Genomic DNA, 18,055 nt, shown 5'->3' with positions numbered 1-18,055 from the left:
CAAACGCCAATCCACAAAAGTGATTATCGGGCAATGAATGCTTTTTCTGGCATTTACATTTTACCACAGCTGATATTCACCAAAAGAGATGCGAGCTTGCCTTAATCAGGCATCTGGTATATTAGGTTCTACCAGTTTAATGAGTTTCTCCAGCGATTCCTGCCAGCCCAGGTAACACATTTCGGCGGGTATCATCGGAGGTATTCCTTCCTGCAGTACTTTTAGTTCGGTACCTACCATTGTTTTTTGAAGCCAAACAGAGGTGGTCATTACGCCCGGCATGTTGGGGTCATCAAATTTGTCGGTATATTTCAGGAACTCATTGGGTTTCACATCCAAATATTCGCCACCAAATGAATGGCCGTTACCTGTTGTAAAATTATGAAATGACATTTTAAAAGTACCACCTACCCGAACGTCCATTTCGTGTACGGTACAAAGAAAACCGTAAGGCGGCAGCCATGAAGCAATCGCCGTAGCCTCGGTAAAGGCACGATATACCTTTTCAGGCGAAGCCTTAATAACTCTGTGCAATGAAACTTTGTTGTCTGACATAAAATCGTTTTTTTATATTCCTACTCGTTTGGCTTTTCGGATCGCCCGTTTTTGCAAGTGGTAGCTGCTCCACCGTTTGTTGTTATTTGTTTAACAAAAATGCAGGTAAAAAAAGATATTGAGCAGGGCAGGAAACGACAATTTGCAACCAAATTTGCGACAGGCCTGTGCTTGGTTAGATTGCCAGAACAGGTATTTCAAAAAAAATAAAGCCGGTAAATATGTGATTGCTTTGATCCGCTCGTGGGAGTTGAATTTTAATTACTTAAAAGCATTGCCGGAGCTTGAGTGATCGTAAGAAAACAAGCAAATAAATATCGATGACGAATATCGAATGTCCAAATCGATTTTTTTTATTCATTATTCGATATTGGACATTCGGTGTTCGATATTTAAATCAACCTTAATTTAAAGGCATCAGGGATACCTGAAGTACAAGAAAGGAAAACCTTTAACCTTTCGCCTTTTACCTTTCACCTTCCTAAAGTACCCGTTTCAAATTCTCCAGCATATCGGCGGTCATTTTGGGCAGGTCGTATTCCAGCTTCCAGCCCCAGTCTTGCTGCGCGCTGCTGTCGTCAATTGATTTGGGCCAGCTATCGGCAATGGCCTGGCGCGGGTCGGTATCTGTATAGCTAATCTGGAAGGCCGGGATATGTTTTTTAATTTCTTCGGCCAGTTGCGTTGGTGTAAAGCTGATGCCGGCCAGGTTGTACGACGAGCGGATTTTAATTTGCTCTGCCGGTGCATCCATCAAACTAATGGTAGCCCTGATGGCATCTTCCATATACATCATCGGCAGCGCGGTATCTGCCGAAAGGAAGCTTTGGTACTTACCATTCTTTAATGCCTCGTGAAATATGTGCACCGCGTAGTCGGTGGTGCCGCCGCCGGGCGAGGCTTTCCAGCCGATAAGGCCGGGGTAACGGATGCTGCGTACATCAACACCATATTTTTCAAAATAATATTCGCACCAGCGCTCGCCAGCCAGTTTGCTAAAGCCATATACCGTGTTGGGGTCCATTACGCAATACTGCGGCGTATTATACTGCGGCGAGTGCGGGCCGAAAACGGCGATAGAGCTTGGCCAGAAAACCTTGGCCGTTTTAAACTCTACAGCAAAATCAAGCACATGGATAAGGCCGGTCATGTTTAAATCCCAGGCCATTTTTGGCTTTTTTTCGCCTACGGCAGATAGGATAGCAGCCAGCAGGTAAACCTGGGTTGGGCGATGTTTATCAAATATGTGGTGCAGGTTATGCTTATCAAGCACATTTACAATTTCGAAGGGGCCGCTGTTGCGGATGGCGTAGGTAGGATCGTTAATATCGGAGGCGATTACATTTTCGGCACCGTGAATGCCGCGTAATGCCATAACCAATTCGGTACCAATTTGACCATTGGCACCGATCACTAAAATTTTTTCAGTCATCAACTTTTAGTTTTGGCAAATGTAGGAATTTGCCTGAAAAAGTTAACCGTTGATTTAGTAGCAAGTAGCAAGTAGTAAGTATCAAGATTGTTGCAATAGCAATAGCAGTATCAAGTCGTTAGTATCAAGTAGTAAGATAGCTGCAAAAAAATCACGGGTCAAAATCTTGCTACTTGATACTAACTACTTGATACTTCTTTAAACTTTTTTGCTTTATTTTGCTTTTATGTTAAAAATCAGACTTGCCCTGCTTTTATTAGCATCGATAGCCTGCAGCACATCGGCAATTGCCCAGCAAACCGATTCGCTGAAAAAGGACACCGTTAAAATTGATACCGCCGTGGTTAACAGGTTGCGTGTGAGCCCGCGCCCAAATTCAATCCCAACACGGGTGAGGCCCATCCAGATCCAGCGCGAGCAAATCCCGGTTACCATGCTTGACTATAAAGTTATCCATTGGAAAAAAGCGGTAGCGTTCGGGCTCAACTTCAGTCAGTCGGCTTTTACCAGCAACTATAGCGCCGGAGGTGTAAATTCGGTGGCCCTGGGTACAAACTTTGTATACCACACCGAGTATAACAACGCGCCTTTCAGCTATGTATCTGAGCTTAACCTTACTTATGGCGTAGCCAAAAATAAAGGCCAGGGCAAACGTAAAACCAACGACAGGATTTACTTTGATAATAAGGTAGCCTCGCAATTATCTAAGCACTGGTACCTGTTCGGCGCGCTAACGTTTGAGTCGCAGTTTGACAAAGGATTTAACTATGTAGACCAGGGCAACGGTCGTTTTGATGCTCAGCAGATCTCGAATTTTATGGCGCCCGGCTATTTAACCGAATCGTTGGGTTTGGAGTATAAGCCAGCCCCCTATTTTGATTTGCGTTTAGGTACGGGTACCGCAAGGCAAACTTTTGTTTTAGATAAAAGTGTACGACGCTTTCAAACAGATAACTACGGCGTTGATACCAACAAAACCGTAAAAAACGATTTAGCATTTCAAATGGTAGCCCTATTTGATAAGGATATCATGAAAAATATCCACCTGAACACACGTTATGCATTGTTTATCCCGTATGGCCAGTCGCTTAAATATGTTACCCACCGTGTTGATGCCGTGTTATCGGCCCGGGTAAACCGTTTAATCAACGTTACCATTAATGGTACGCTGTTATATGATCAGCATACCTCAAAAGATGCCCAGGCTACAGAAGGCCTGGCGCTGGGAATGTTGTACAGGTTCCCTTAATGGTCATTGGTAAAAATTGGGTAGCTGCAGATTTGTTTTTTTTGACTTTATTTCGGTCTTTTTTTCTCAAAAAAGCTCACGCTCCTCCGGCAGCATGCCATTAAAAAGCAATTGTATAAAAGTTGTATTTTTTTGAAGTTTCTTACAGCTTATTTGAATCAAATCATGCAATTTTTGTGATTTTTCGCGTTTTTTTGCATTAAATATTGCAAAAACAGCGTTAAAGGGCCTCTTGAAAAAACCGGTAGCAAAACATTTAAAAAAAAACCGGACTTTGTTTTTGGGCCGATTTTGCCGCACCAAAAACGGCATATACATCTGTCTTAAAATTAACTTTCAAAATCATACCTTTGTAACCTCAAAACTGGGATATTACAATGTTTGAAAATCTTTCGGATAAACTCGACAGGGCCTTTAAGGTACTGAAGGGGCAAGGAACTATTACTGAGATAAACGTGGCCGAAACCATGAAGGAGATCCGCAAGGCCCTTCTGGATGCCGACGTAAACTATAAAACCGCCAAAGCATTCACTGACGATGTAAGGCAAAAAGCACTGGGTAATAATGTATTAACAGCCATATCGCCAGGCCAGTTGCTTACCAAGCTCATGAACGATGAGCTTACCGCGCTTATGGGCGGTACCACAGCCGAGCTGGAAATAAAGGCATCGCCAACCATTATCCTGATTGCAGGTTTAAACGGTGCGGGTAAAACAACTTTTACCGGCAAGCTGGCCAATTATCTTAAAACGCAAAAAAACAAAAAGCCCTTACTGGTTGCCGATGATATTTACCGCCCAGCGGCTATTGATCAGCTGGAAGTATTAGGCCAGCAAATAGGCGTACCGGTATATTCAAACCGCGAATCGAAAGATCCTGTTGCCATTGCGCTGGAGGGTATTGCTTTGGCCAAACAAAATGGCCATAATATAGTGATTATTGATACCGCCGGCCGCCTGGCTATTGACGAAGCCATGATGGTGGAAATTGAGCAGGTAAAAAGCGCAGTAAAACCACATGAGATATTATTTGTGGTTGACTCTATGACCGGCCAGGATGCCGTAAACACCGCTAAAGTGTTTAACGACAGGCTTGATTTTACCGGGGTAGTATTAACCAAGCTTGATGGTGATACCCGCGGTGGTGCAGCCTTATCTATTAAATCGGTTGTAAATAAGCCGATTAAGTTTATAGGTACCGGCGAAAAAATGGAAGCGCTTGATGTTTTCCACCCCGATCGTATGGCATCCCGTATCCTGGGCATGGGTGACGTTGTCTCTCTGGTTGAGCGCGCCCAGCAGCAGTTTGACGAGAAGGAAGCTGCCGAGCTGCAAAAGAAGATCCGCAAAAACAAATTTGATTTTAACGATTTTTACAGCCAGATACAGCAGATCAAAAAAATGGGTAACATGAAGGATCTGATGGGCATGATTCCCGGCGTAGGCAAAATGATGAAGGATGTTGAAGTTGATGATAATGCTTTTAAAGCTATCGAGGCCATCATCCAATCCATGACACCATTCGAAAAATCGAACCCCGAAACTATTAACCAAAGCCGCCGTAACCGGATAGCCAAAGGTTCCGGAACTGATTTAACCGAAGTAAACCGGCTAATGAAACAGTTTGACGATATGAAAAAGGTAATGAAGCAAATGAGCAACCCCGCCGCCATGGCCAGCATGATGCGCCGGATGCCCAAAATGTAAGTTTGCCGGCTTTTTATAGCGCATATTTAAAAAATACACTTAGGCCCCGGATATTTACCGGGGCTTTTTTTGCTTTAGGGCATTGCTTTTAATGCCCGGCAAACTGTCTGCTTTTTTTTATTTTTCGGCAAGCTTTTGTTGTCTTTTGTCTGCTATTCTATACAAAAACAGTTCAAATTTCCTATTATTCTGGCTTTATTTTTCCAATGGCATATCATTTGTCTATGTAATGTCATGATACCGGTTTAATAACCCGGCATGCAACATAAACTTAATAGATAGATAAAATGAAAACTTTAGTTAAATCAGTATTATTTACAGCAGCTTTATTCGCAGCAAAATCCGGTATTGCACAGGTTAACGTAGGTGCAGCAACGGCAACAAAAATTGTTACCCAAACTGCATTACCATCTGTGAATGCTGCTACTGTGGCTCAAAAAGCCGCAGCTACAACTACCAATATCAGCAACCAGGCCGCCGCACAGGCCCAAAGCGCTGCCGCCCGTACCGCAGCCCAAACTCAGGCAGCAACTAACGCGGCCGCCGCACAATCGCAGGCAACTGCAAACCAGGCTGCCAACGTAAGCGGAACAGCTAACGCTGCCGCCGTAACAAATGCCGATGCAGCAGTTAACAAAACCGACGCTGCAGCAAGCCTTGCAGGTTCGGGTAGTGTAAGTGGTTCAGCATCGGCAGATAAAGCCGCAACAGCCGCAGGTAGCGCAGTTACAGCATCAAAAGATGCCGCAAACAATGCCTCAGCAGATGTTAGCGCTAAAGCAAATAACGTTGCAGCTAAAGCCGCAGCAGCTAAAAATGCCTCGGTTAATGCTGCTTCTGCAGCAAGCAAAAAAGCAATAGCTGCCAGGAAAAACGTAAGTATTAGCAGCAAAGGAAGCGTAAGCAGTTCTGGTAGTGCAGCTACAACTACAAAAAGTACCAAAGCAAGCTTATCACACAGTGGCTCATCTGCAACCACGGTAAAAGCAGGTAAAAAAAGCGCTACTGTTAGCGCTTCGGGCAGCAGCTCAACTAAAGTAAGCGCTGCTAAACAATAACATCAAATTATAATAATATCATTAGCAAAAGGGCCGTTAACGGCCCTTTTGTTGATTTAAAACATACGCTAAGCACATCAAATCCTTTATGAAAAAATATAAACTTATCGTGCTGCTTATTATTATGGGCAGCGGTACAGTCTCATTTGCACAGCGAACCGTTACCGATACGGCATCTAAAAAGCCGCAGGTAAAGGAGTTGTTTGTAAATGCCGGACTCCAATATATTTCCAACTTAACGTACGCCGGCCGTCGCGACGATAGCAGCGTGCCATTATTACTGCCAACGCTTACCCTGGTAAGCAAACACGGATTTTTCTTAAGTGCAATAGGCTACTTTGATCTTAACGGATCAAAATCGGGCGCCGAAGGATTAAGTATAACTCCCGGATATGTTTTTGGGTTTGATAGTAAAAAGTATTACGGCGGCACCATATCGGCCACTAAGTTTTTTATTACCGGCAGCAGCCCTATCATCCTCTCGTCTTTTAATGCCACCATTGATGGTTCATTGTACGCCAACCCCGATAATATTGTAAAACTGAGCATTGGCGGTAGTTACCGCTTTGACAAAAACAACAAAAACGATATCATCAATACTGCCGAACTATCTAAGGAGATATTTGCAGTTAAAACCGGTGCCACGAAATTAAATGGCCTTAAGCTTACGCCAACCGCATCGCTATATGCCGGTACACAATCGTTTTACCAAACCTACTACACCGAGTCGCAGGTAACCCGGTCGGTAGAAACTCCGCAGAAACAAACGCCTATTAACATATTGTTTCCAAATCAGCCTAAGCAAACTATCATCACCCAAACCGTAACCCAGGAAAATCAAAAGGAAGTAAGGAAATATCAGTTGCTTGCCTTTAGCGGGTCGATGCCGGTTACCTATGTTATAAACAAAGTGCAGATAGTTTTTACACCATACCTCATAAAACCATTTAACCAGGTTGATTATGTGAGTAATACATCAAAAAATGGGCTTTACTTTTTATTTTCGGCGGGTGCCAGCGTAACTTTTTAATATAATTGCGTTTTTTCTCGCGTAAAAATATTAACACATGGTTTAAATGCTATGGTTTTTTATAAACTTCGCATTTAAACCGTTTTGTATGCGTTCAATCCTCTACTATAAAAAACTATTTCCTGCAGCTTTTGCCTTTTTTACGTTATCTGCCCATGCCCAGGTTCCCGGCTCGGCTATTGATGTGCAGCACTACAATTTTGCGTTACAGCTTAATGACGATAACAATAATATAAAAGGCGAAGCCACCGTAGCCATAAAATTTATAAAGGATGCTGCTTCATTTAACCTGAACCTGGCAAAAAAGAATGCAGGTGGCAAAGGGATGACGGTATCAGCAGTAACCGAGAATGGTAAAGGCCTTAAATTTGAACAGGATAGCGATGCTGTTAAAATATACACACTGGTAAAAGCCCCCAGCAGGCATAATTTTGTAATTAGCTACGAAGGTGTACCTGCCGATGGCCTGATCATATCAACCAACAACTTTGGCCACCGTACTTTTTTTGGCGATAACTGGCCAAATAGGGCCCATAATTGGCTCCCCTGCGTTGACGACCCGGCAGATAAAGCTACCGTTGACTTTGAAGTAACCGCGCCCGATCATTACCAGGTGGTGGCCAACGGTTTACAACTGGAAGAGAAAGCCCTGGATAATCACTTAAAACTTACCCATTGGCAGGAAAACGTGGTGCTGCCTACCAAAGTAATGGTTATTGGCGTTGCCGAATTTGCCATTGACCATCCCGGCGATGTAAGCGGTATCCCGGTTTATTCCTATGTGTTTCCCGAAAACAAGGAGGCCGGTTTTAAAAACTATGCTATTGCCAAAGATATACTGCCGTTTTTCATCAAAAAAGTTGGCCCTTACAGTTACGAGAAACTGGCCAACGTACAATCGAAAACGATATTTGGCGGGATGGAAAATGCAAGCGCGATATTTTACTTTGAAGAGTCGGTTACCAGCAAAGGCATCGAGGAGTTAATGGCGCACGAAATAGCCCACCAATGGTTTGGTGATGGCGCAAGCGAAAAAAACTTTGCCCACTTATGGTTAAGCGAAGGTTTTGCCACCTACATGACCAACCTATACCTGGAGAATAAATATGGGGCCGATACCTTAAAAAAGCGGCTAATTGAGGATAGGCAAACCGTTATTGATTTTGAAAAGAAAAGGCTGAGCCCCGTTGTTGATACCGCTGTAAAAAACAAGTACATGCAATTGCTAAACGCCAACAGTTACCAAAAGGGCGGCTGGGTACTGCATATGCTTAGACGCAAGCTGGGGGATGTTATATTTTGGAAAGGCGTAAGTAATTATTACACCATGTATAACGGCCGCAACGCGAACACTGCCGACCTATGCGCAGTGATGGAAAAAGCCAGCAGCCAAAACCTAAAACTATTTTTTAAACAATGGTTACGAACAGCCGGTCACCCCGATTTAAAGATAACATGGATGCAACGCGCAAATAGTTCTGTTGTCGAAATATCGGTAACACAAAAACAGGCATCGCTTTACGAGTTCCCGTTGGAGCTTACGGTTAACGGCAAGCCCTACACCATGAATATTAAAAATAAAGAAACCGGGCTTAAAGTGCCGGTGACTACTGGTGACGCTAAAATAATGGTTGATCCTAACGTAAATTTACTGGCATCCTTTAGCCTGGAAGGCATTACTGCACAGAAGTAATAAGCTTGTTACTATTTGCTAAATAAATCAACAGCCTATTGATTTATAAATTTTTATAATTATCATTGTGTAATACCTACACAATGATAATTATTGGTTTATTGCCCAATGAATCATGGTAATGGTATACGTTATTCATCCCCCGGATAATCCATAAACCAATTATATTAAACCAGATAACCATGAATAAAAACTCAACATTTTGGGCTTTGCTGGCCTTTTGCCTGCTGCCATTATTTGGCTACAGCCAAAGCAGCGATGCCATTATTGCCGGCGAAAGTGTAGCCGTAACCAGCACCGATGCAGGGCAGGTACGCGGGTACATCCACAACGGCACCTTTAATTACAAAGGCATACCTTACGCAACTGCCAAACGTTTTATGGCACCCGAAAAGCCCGCTCCATGGCAGGGTGTCCGCGCATCGCTGGTATACGGCGCTGTTTGTCCTATCGACCCAACCACTACCGTTAACGACCCTATCGAGTTTGGCTTTCAGCACAACTGGGGCTATATGAATGAGGATTGTCTGAAACTCAACGTTTGGACTCCAGGCATTAACGATCAAAAGAAACGCCCCGTAATGGTTTGGCTGCATGGCGGCGGTTTTGCTGCCGGCTCGGCCATTGAACTGCCATCCTATGACGGCGAAAACCTGAGCAAAAAAGGCGATGTTGTGGTGGTATCCATTAACCATCGCTTAAACCTGCTGGGCTTTTTAAACCTATCGGCCTATGGCGATAAATATAAATCATCGGCCAACGTGGGTATGATGGATATTGTTGCTGCCCTGCAATGGGTAAAACAAAATATAGCCAGCTTTGGCGGCGATCCGGATAACGTAACTATTTTTGGCCAGTCGGGTGGTGGCGGCAAGGTTACTACCTTAATGGCGGCGCCATCAGCAAAAGGCTTGTTCCATAAAGCTATTGTACAAAGCGGCAGTTACCAGTCAAAATTTATGGATAACGATGTATCAAAAAGAATTGGCGCGGCTATGCTGGAAGTATTGAACCTGCAGCCAAACCAGGCTGATTCGTTACAAACCATATCATACGAACGCCTGAGCGCCGCCGCAAAAAAAGCGTTACCTAAAGTTGCCCAGCAATTAAAAACCGAAGGTAAATCCGTTGCCGGTTTTGGCCTGGGCTGGGAGCCGGTTAACGATGGCGTGTTTTTACCCTACCAGTTAAATGACCCGGCCGCTGCCGAACTATCAAAAAACATTCCCTTACTGGTTGGCTCAACTAAAACCGAATTTATGGCCTCGCTGATAAACCCGGCTATCCGTAACTTTAGTATGGACGATGTTAAAGGATATCTTCAAAAAAAATATGCTGATAAAACAGAAGCTTATATGGCCGAGGTTTTAAAAGCCTACCCGGGCACTGTAAAACCATCCGATTACCTGGATATCGATTTAGCAACTTTCAGGCCGGGTGTTATCCGCCAGGCCAACGCAAAATCGGCAGTAACCGGCGCGGCGCCGGTTTATATGTATATGTTTACCTGGCAATCACCAGTGGCCGATGGCATGTTTAAATCCATCCATTGTATCGATATCTGTTTTGAGTTTGATAACATTAAACGCTGCGAAGAAATGACCGGCGGTGGTAAGGATGCCTACGCCTTAGCCAATAAAATGAGCCAAGCCTGGATAAATTTTGCCCGTACCGGTAACCCAAATGCCAAGGGCTTACCCAACTGGCCTGCTTACACCGCCCAAAACGGAGCGGCTATGTTATTTGATAACAAAGCCGAAGTAAAATACCATCATGACGCTGCCCTGCTTCAAATGGCATCGGCAAAATAAAAATCTCCCACTTTAATAGTATAAAACGGCTGCCTTTTGGTGGCCGTTTTTGTTTACCCGGAAGATAACGCCATTCCGGTTTATTGACATTTAGTCGCTTGCCAAACTTTTATATGGCTATCTTCAAAAATTTGAAATTTTTACATAATATAATTTTGCAGTTTGCGTTATCAACCAAACAATCCATTCCATCGGCTCGTTTAACTACCAACTATTAACCTTTAAACCATTAACATCATGAACACAGCAGCAATTAAATCCATGTATGTAACCGCTTACAGATGGAACGCCAGAAATTTCGGACAAGGTGGCCTACCCAAATTTAACTCGCTTTTTGGCGTTAGTTTCCTGTTAATCCTTTTGCTAACTAACCTGCTGATGTTTACCCAGCTTTGCTTACACCAAAAATGGTTTAATATTAACCAGGTAACTGCAACTGTAATACTTTTGGCCGCCTCGGGCGCACTGCTGCTTAATTACTTTATATTACTAAACAACGGCCGGTTTAAAAAATGGAATATTGCATTTGAAAAACTGAGCAAAAACAATCAAAAAGTATGGTCAATTATGTTGATGGCCTATGCTGTGATTTCCTGTGTCTTTTTCCTGTTTGTAAATACCATTTGATCTTTCAAAAAATATCAGCCTGATTTTGACCGTGTTGGGTACACAATAACAAAATTTAACTATCCGGTTATTTTAGGGCTATGCTAATTACATGAATTGTGTGTTATTTTGTATTATCTGCCGGCAATACCGGCGGGTAATATAAAGTATACCGTAACCATGAAAAAAATCACAAAATTCAGCTGTTTTATTTCCTTACTTACCTGCGCCATAGTAAACGTTGCCCAGGCACAAACCAAAGCCGACGTGTTTAACCCTAAAGTACCGGTTACCTGGCTGGGAATGGATTTTTCCCAGGCAAGGTTTATTGGTTCTGAAGCGGCATACAAGGCGTCGGGCGAACTATTGAACTCCGAGTTTGTAGGTAAATTTATCCCGGCATGGGCAAACCTGTTTATAACCGAGCCAAAAACATACAACGTGCCCCGTGCTTCGCACCGAGATAGTGTACACTTTGCATTCAAGGTTACCGAAGCTGTAAATAACGCCATCACCAAAAACTTTTTTACCGAGAAGCCAAGCGACTTTAGTACCCTTAAAGAAAAAGACATTGTTGATTTGGTAAAGAATTATGATTTCCAGGGCCAGAAAGGCCTGGGCATGATGATGTTTGTTGAAGGTATGAGTAAAGCAACACATGAGGCCGGTGCCTGGGTAACCTTTGTAAACATGAACGATAAAACGGTTTTATTTACCGTTTACAAAACCGGGAACAGCCGTGGTTTCGGCTTCCGCAACTATTGGGCACATTCGTGGTACAACATCCTGAAAGATTTTGCAAGCGATTTTGATACGTATAAACAACGGTTATAACATTTAACAGCGGCGCCCATAAGGCGCCGTTTTTGTTTTAGGGCACATTTTTATATTCCTTTTATGTTGCGATACTTAAAAATTTTTATCTTACGCTTTGAACAAACTTTATCATCGTGTTAGTTAAAACTTTTGGCAGTGCGGTTTATGGGATACAGGCTATCACCATTACAGTTGAGGTAAATATAGCGGCAGGGACCAAATATTTTATTGTGGGCCTGCCCGATGTGGCTATTAAGGAAAGCTATTTCCGTATTGATTCGGCACTAAAAAATTGCAATTTCAGGATGCCGCGCCAGCAGGTAGTGGTAAATATGGCCCCGGCCGATATCAAAAAAGAAGGCTCGTCATATGACCTCACCATTGCTACCGCCGTGTTAGCCGCCTCGGGCCAGTTGGATGCCGAAGAATTGGATAAGTATATCATTATGGGCGAACTATCGCTCGATGGCAGCTTACAACCCATCAAAGGTGCGTTGCCCATCGCTATACAGGCCCGTAAAGATGGCTTTAAGGGTTTTATTCTCCCTAAACAAAACGCCCGCGAGGCCGCTATTGTAAATGACCTGGAGGTTTATGGTGTTGAAAACATTAAAGAAGTGGTTGGCTTTTTTAATGGCGATATTAAGCTCGAACCTGTAATAGTAAACACCCGCGAAGAATTTTACGACAGCCTGTGCAACTATGATAGCGACTTTAGCGAAGTACGCGGCCAGGAAAACATCAAACGCGCGCTGGAAATTGCAGCCGCCGGTGGTCATAACGTTATCCTGATAGGCCCGCCGGGAGCCGGCAAAACTATGCTGGCCCGCAGGCTGCCATCTATTTTACCACCGCTAAGCTTATACGAAGCGTTAGAGACCACCAAAATTCATTCCGTTGCAGGTAAGCTTGCAGCTGCCGATGCATTAGTAACTATCAGACCTTTCAGGAGCCCGCACCATACCATCAGCGACGTAGCACTCGTAGGCGGCGGCAGCAATCCCGCCCCCGGCGAAATTTCGCTGGCCCACAATGGTGTTTTGTTCCTGGATGAATTGCCCGAATTTAAACGCAGCGCCCTGGAAGTAATGCGCCAGCCGCTTGAAGAACGCCGCGTAACCATATCAAGAGCAAAGTTTACGGTTGATTACCCTTCAAGCTTTATGCTGGTGGCCAGTATGAACCCCTGCCCCTGCGGCTATTACAACCATCCCGAAAAAGAATGTATTTGCCCGCCGGGAATGGTGCAAAAATACCTAAGCAAAATATCCGGCCCGTTGTTGGACAGAATCGACCTGCATGTGGAGGTTACCCCGGTTAATTTCAACGAGCTATCGTCAGACAGGCTGGCCGAAAAAAGTGAAAACATCCGCGAACGCGTAATCAATGCCCGCGAAATTCAGATAGAACGATTTGGCAACCGCCCCGATTTACATGCCAACGCCCAAATGAGCCCCCAAATGGTACGCGACCTGTGCAAAATAGATACAGCCGGCCAAACCCTTCTGAAAAAAGCCATGGAAAAGCTTGGCCTGAGCGCCCGCGCCTATGACCGCATCCTGAAAGTGGCCCGCACCATTGCCGACCTTGCCGCCAGCGAAGAAATTAAACTGGAACACCTGGCCGAAGCTATTCATTTCAGGAGTTTGGATAGAGAGGGCTGGGCTGGGTAATTTTAGTTGATATGAAATTTCAAGGCTTAGTAATCTGAAGTAAAGAATCGGACATTAAATATGCTAAATCATGAATAAAGAAGAAAAAAAATATGCGCTTTCAGGCATAGTGTTACGTTATCTCACATACAAGATAACCGAAAACCTGAGGAAGCTGTATCTTGATGTCGATTTTCAAGAACATAATATCATATTGACGGCGTATTATCAGACAGAACCCAATAATATCGAATTGGATTTATTGGATGACATCGTCACTAACAGCAGCGCACCGATTCCCGATTTCAGTGTCGAAGCGAATATCAAATTAGTCAAAGATTACAAGGACGATGAAAAACATGATTATCTGATCTTCGCATTTTTTGATGAAACCCGATATGACTATGATTTATAATAACTCGTAGTAAGATAGTTTAAATTCATATCCATAAACCAATATACCCGCATAACACCTTGCCGTCTCAATCAACAACAGAGCGTTTTTTCTCCCTTACTTCGATTGCTCAATCAATTGTTTAGCTATTTCTATTTTGGCATCTACAAGCTTGCCCGCAATGGTTGGGTCGGCAAGCATTACGTCCTGGTCATCTATTTCAATACTGTTAAGTATAGCCAAAGATGTACCCACTGTACTTGTTTTTTGCAGGTTGGTGGTATAATCAAGCGCCTGTTTTAAAGTAGAGTTGTATATGGCTAAAAATGTGCCGCCAATTAACTGGGTAATTACGCCGGCCGATGTTGACAAAATGGATACCAGCGATGTGTTTTTATCGGTGCTATCGCCGCTGATAGCCTTGCCTATGCCCCAAAATATCAGTATAAAACCAATAATCATTACAATAACGCTCAGTATAAAAGTCCAGGTATTTTGTTCCAGGTTACGGCGGTAGTAGGTATCAAGGGTAGTTTGGGCCGATACCCAGCTCAGCCTGATATCCTTTGGGTTATTACTGGCATTTAGCTGGGCCCTGGCGCGTTCGGCCTTGTCGCGCTCAAGGCTTATCCGGTACCCGGTTATCAACAGCAAAAAAATGTCGACACCTAAAAATACCGCAATTGGCGTTGCCCATGGCGACCACCAATTACCGCCGGTTATAAATTGGCTGAGGCCATACTTGTTAAAAAAGGATTTTGATACCGTATTTTGCACCCTATCGGTCAATTCATTGGGATTATAGCCTGCCGTATCTGAAAGTTTGCTTAAACTTTCAATCACCTGCTTATCATTATCCATGCGGATAACGCTATCTGTTGTCATAAAGCGGTCTATCGGTATTGCCATGTAGCCGCCGTGAGCCATTTCATGCGTCATATCTGTACGTACGCTATCAATATATTGGGGCGTGAGCTTTTTGTTAAGATGCCTGGCAAGTACCTTGTTTGTAGACAAAACAAGGTCTATTGACCTCGATTTTTCAAAAATATAGTTCACCCTGAAATAAGAGGCCAGCAGATAAAATATGATACCCAATATAATCGTAAGCATTTGTATCCGGTAAGCCATCCGCATGTATTGAAGTACCGACCTTACAGGCTTGGTGGACTGTTGTATTGAGGGGGCGTTAAGTGGTTGGGCCATGAGCTGTGAAGATTAGGTATACTTGTAACGAAATGGGCTGTTTAAAGGTACATTTTTTGTTCAACAATAATCATAACAAATTGTAACAGAGGGCATAAATAAACAAAAGTGATTTTATACCACCCTTGAGCGCGATAAAAAAACGTTCGCAAGTCATCAAAGTCCAATCATTGGCCAGCCTGTTGATATATCGCCTTGTCATCCTAAAAAACAACAAAGCCCCGCAATATTTCTATTGACGGGGCCTCTCCCCTATTTATTAACCTAACGGCCAATTTCTTTTAACGACAGCGCACGCTAAATTTAGCAGTGATGTTTAGGGTATTGCTGCCTGCATCATAAATAGCCGAGCCATTTATACCGCTTGCAGACGGTAAAGTGAAGTTTCGCGGCGCCATGGTAAACACCGATGTTTGGTACCATACGTAGCTATTGTAAGCGTACATGTAATATTGATCGCCGTTAAATAATTTAATGCTATACCTGCCATTGCTGCCTGTAATACCTGCGCCAAAAGCATATTGGATAACGCCCCGGTTTACGTAGGCGTAAGTCCATGCGTTTTGATTGAGCCGCGCTGCACCAACATCGTAAAGGAAAAACCAGCCTGAAGGCAGCAGGTTGATGTTTTTATTGCTGCAATAGCCCTGCATATTAAGGGTAACATTGATGAGCGAAGGCGTAGCCGGGCTACCAAAACTCAAATCGACAGAACCCTGGCTACATGGGTTAAACAGGCCGGTTTGTGCAAGTATGGGCAGCCGCGGGTTAAGGTATAAGTTAAAGCTGCTGATAACAACCTTGCATTGCGCAATGCTGGGCACATATGGAAATACTACTACATCGCCATCGTGTACAAATTCGCCATGGGCGCCGGCCAGGTATTGGTTGTTGGGTGTAACAATGGTTACATCATAAATACCGCTGTTGCCCGCCCCGCAGTGAATGCGCACGGTTAGCGGCGTAAAACAGGTGCCGTATGGATGCCCGGCCACCGCCCAACTCCAATCAAGGTTAAAGCAGCACAGATGCGAGGTTTCAAAATTGGCAATAAGGTTGCCGCCGCTATCATTAGTTATAGTTACATCGCCTTCGCTTTTCCATTGCCCGGTTTCTTCGGTAAGGCTCCATAGCGGCACGGTGTCGCCGGCTTTAATATTATTGCCGGTAATAAAGTTTGTGGTGTTAGGATCCAGCTTCATACTCACCTGTATAGGCTGCGAAAAATGCCTTACCTGTGTACCGGCCGCCGACATTTTAATGGACAATAAACCCGCCGACACAAAATTGATGGCATTGCCGCCATTAACCTGGTTGCCCGCCTTATCTATCACATTGGTAGGGCTAAAACCTCCGGGAAAGGCTCCGTATGAAGTTGTAGAAACGGCGCTGAAATCAACAATATTGGATGTTAACGCCGATGCGTTTATAGCCGAGCCATCTGCATCAAGCATTTCTGTACCGGGTAAAATTTTAATCTGTGCCGTTTCAACCATGCCCGACCGTTGCGGCAGGTTAAGGGTAGCCCCGGCAGATACGCCGTTGGATAAGGGTGTGGTAGTTGCCAAAACAGATGTACCTGCGGGTGGGTTGGCATATTCAACCACGCCAACATCAACAATTTTTGCACTATCTTTTGTAATGGTAACGGTTTGCACTATGGGCGCATACCCTGGGATATCGGCCGATACATTGAATGTTACCGGCGACGAAGGCGAGGGAGCAGCGTTGGCGGTAAGCGATAAAGGTAAAAAGCCATGCGAGGCCTTAAAATCGCTGGTCGATCCACCGTCCATTTGTACCAGTGCTGCATCTCTGCCGGTTATTTTAACATCAAAATCGCCGGGCTGATTAGCGGAATTCGCATTAGCGTTGGCAAAACGTAATAACACAGGCGCTTTGGTAAGCGTGGTTTCGTTAATGGTGAGTGCTATGCCTTCATTGGGTTTCCGGCAGCTATTCAGGGTTAGTACCAGTACCATGCACGCAATCATTAAAAAAATATTAATAAGCGCACTACCCTGTTTTGCCGGGTTAATTTGTGAGTGGAGTTTAAAGGTGTTTTTCATGATGATATTTTATCTGATTCGTAAATTAAAATTGAGCTGAACAACAGGCATCCAACGATAGCCCTGCATATTTTTATTGAATTGTATGTTATTGGCATCGTTATCTGATAGTAGCTTTGTGCCCGTAAACGAAGTGCCTGGCCTGGATAGGTAATATGTACCAACATCAAGATTTACATTTAAAAGCCGGCCCGGAAATCCTTTAAAAAGGGCGATGCCCAGGTAAGGCGCAACACCTTTCCACGTAACATCGGCCTGCAGCACACCAATCTGATCTTTGGTGAGCGATTGGCTCCCGATGTTATAACCACCAGATGGTGTAATAACGGCAGTTGCCTTACCTTGTGTAATATATGAGGCACCGCCTACCAGCCGGAAGCTATTGGTTTTAAAAGGCGAATAATCGGCCAGCAAATGGACATTAGAGAAACTGGTTGAAAACTGCCCCTGTACCGGGAAACCGAAAAACTGGAAGCCCCTGTTTGCATTTATCGGGATGATACCAAAGCCAAGCCGGCCGGATAATTTTGGCAAAAAACCATATTTCACATCGGCGCCTATGCCCTGGCTGCCAACAAGTACCTGTAAGGATATGGGCGAAACAAACTGCGCGGTATTGCCGCTGCCGGTTTCCGTTTTGGTGTTACTTTGCTGTGCATAGGCAACAATGTAAAAAAACATGGTTAAAAGAGTGGAGATAAAGGTTTTCATTGGTATTGGGTTTAATAGGTGTTTTTATTTTGTCGGGTAAGCGCCGTGATGCATATCAGCATTATTG

General features: G+C 44.0%; 15 protein-coding genes. 10 read left to right on the top strand and 5 right to left on the bottom strand.

Annotated elements, in window-relative coordinates:
- Window positions 1-105: 105 nt before the first annotated feature.
- Both BMX56_RS20525 and BMX56_RS20520 read right to left on the bottom strand, forming a co-directional pair.
- Complete coding sequence (locus tag BMX56_RS20525; RefSeq protein WP_090651540.1) at window positions 106-555, bottom strand: SRPBCC family protein; 450 nt, start codon at window positions 553-555, stop codon at window positions 106-108.
- 481 nt (window positions 556-1,036) lie between these two features.
- Window positions 1,037-1,987: an NAD-dependent epimerase/dehydratase family protein gene (locus tag BMX56_RS20520; RefSeq protein WP_090651539.1), complete on the bottom strand. Its 951-nt coding sequence runs from the start codon at window positions 1,985-1,987 to the stop codon at window positions 1,037-1,039.
- A gap of 226 nt (window positions 1,988-2,213) precedes the next feature.
- On the opposite strand from BMX56_RS20520, the gene BMX56_RS20515 reads away from it, so the two are divergent.
- The 10 genes from BMX56_RS20515 (at window position 2,214) to BMX56_RS20465 (ending at window position 14,023) form a co-directional block, all read left to right on the top strand.
- A complete protein-coding gene (locus BMX56_RS20515; protein WP_255369881.1) occupies window positions 2,214-3,236 on the top strand; it encodes a DUF3078 domain-containing protein in 1,023 nt (340 codons plus the stop codon).
- A gap of 377 nt (window positions 3,237-3,613) precedes the next feature.
- Window positions 3,614-4,942 (top strand): signal recognition particle protein, encoded by a 1,329-nt coding sequence (gene ffh / locus BMX56_RS20505; RefSeq protein WP_090651537.1) that lies wholly within the window; start codon window positions 3,614-3,616, stop codon window positions 4,940-4,942.
- A 287-nt stretch (window positions 4,943-5,229) separates the two neighbouring features.
- On the top strand, window positions 5,230-6,000 hold the full coding sequence (locus BMX56_RS20500) for a hypothetical protein (RefSeq protein WP_090651536.1): 771 nt from the start codon (window positions 5,230-5,232) through the stop codon (window positions 5,998-6,000).
- Window positions 6,001-6,088: 88 nt separating this feature from the next.
- The gene (locus BMX56_RS20495; RefSeq protein WP_090651535.1) at window positions 6,089-7,030 is read left to right on the top strand and encodes a hypothetical protein; all 942 of its coding nucleotides are present in this window, start codon (window positions 6,089-6,091) and stop codon (window positions 7,028-7,030) included.
- 88 nt (window positions 7,031-7,118) lie between these two features.
- Window positions 7,119-8,723, top strand: coding sequence for a M1 family metallopeptidase (locus BMX56_RS20490; protein ID WP_090651534.1), 1,605 nt, complete (start codon window positions 7,119-7,121; stop codon window positions 8,721-8,723).
- Window positions 8,724-8,905: 182 nt separating this feature from the next.
- Window positions 8,906-10,534 (top strand): carboxylesterase/lipase family protein, encoded by a 1,629-nt coding sequence (locus BMX56_RS20485; RefSeq protein ID WP_090651533.1) that lies wholly within the window; start codon window positions 8,906-8,908, stop codon window positions 10,532-10,534.
- A gap of 237 nt (window positions 10,535-10,771) precedes the next feature.
- Window positions 10,772-11,161, top strand: a complete 390-nt coding sequence (locus BMX56_RS20480) for a hypothetical protein (protein WP_090651532.1) — start codon at window positions 10,772-10,774, stop codon at window positions 11,159-11,161.
- A gap of 159 nt (window positions 11,162-11,320) precedes the next feature.
- Entirely contained in the window at window positions 11,321-11,974 is a 654-nt protein-coding gene (locus BMX56_RS20475) for a hypothetical protein (RefSeq protein WP_143065494.1), read from the top strand.
- A gap of 116 nt (window positions 11,975-12,090) precedes the next feature.
- Window positions 12,091-13,629 carry a YifB family Mg chelatase-like AAA ATPase gene (locus tag BMX56_RS20470; RefSeq protein ID WP_090651530.1) on the top strand — a complete coding sequence of 513 codons (1,539 nt, stop codon included), beginning with the start codon at window positions 12,091-12,093 and terminating at the stop codon, window positions 13,627-13,629.
- 70 nt (window positions 13,630-13,699) lie between these two features.
- Window positions 13,700-14,023, top strand: coding sequence for a MafI2 family immunity protein (locus tag BMX56_RS20465; protein WP_090651529.1), 324 nt, complete (start codon window positions 13,700-13,702; stop codon window positions 14,021-14,023).
- Window positions 14,024-14,119: 96 nt separating this feature from the next.
- Here BMX56_RS20465 and BMX56_RS20460 read toward each other — a convergent pair whose 3' ends face one another.
- The 3 genes from BMX56_RS20460 to BMX56_RS20450 form a co-directional block, all read right to left on the bottom strand.
- On the bottom strand, window positions 14,120-15,208 hold the full coding sequence (locus tag BMX56_RS20460) for a TRADD-N-associated membrane domain-containing protein (protein WP_090651528.1): 1,089 nt from the start codon (window positions 15,206-15,208) through the stop codon (window positions 14,120-14,122).
- Window positions 15,209-15,489: 281 nt separating this feature from the next.
- The gene (locus BMX56_RS20455; protein WP_090651527.1) at window positions 15,490-17,277 is read right to left on the bottom strand and encodes a hypothetical protein; all 1,788 of its coding nucleotides are present in this window, start codon (window positions 17,275-17,277) and stop codon (window positions 15,490-15,492) included.
- Between the two features lie 9 nt (window positions 17,278-17,286).
- Window positions 17,287-17,988 (bottom strand): hypothetical protein, encoded by a 702-nt coding sequence (locus BMX56_RS20450; RefSeq protein ID WP_143065493.1) that lies wholly within the window; start codon window positions 17,986-17,988, stop codon window positions 17,287-17,289.
- Between the last annotated feature and the right edge of the window lie 67 nt (window positions 17,989-18,055).

It is taken from the genome of Mucilaginibacter sp. OK283 (assembly GCF_900110415.1).
In the GTDB taxonomy this organism is placed as follows: Bacteria; Bacteroidota; Bacteroidia; order Sphingobacteriales; family Sphingobacteriaceae; genus Mucilaginibacter.
Note: the sequence above shows the minus strand (reverse complement) of the source record. Positions and strands in the feature narration are given on the sequence as shown.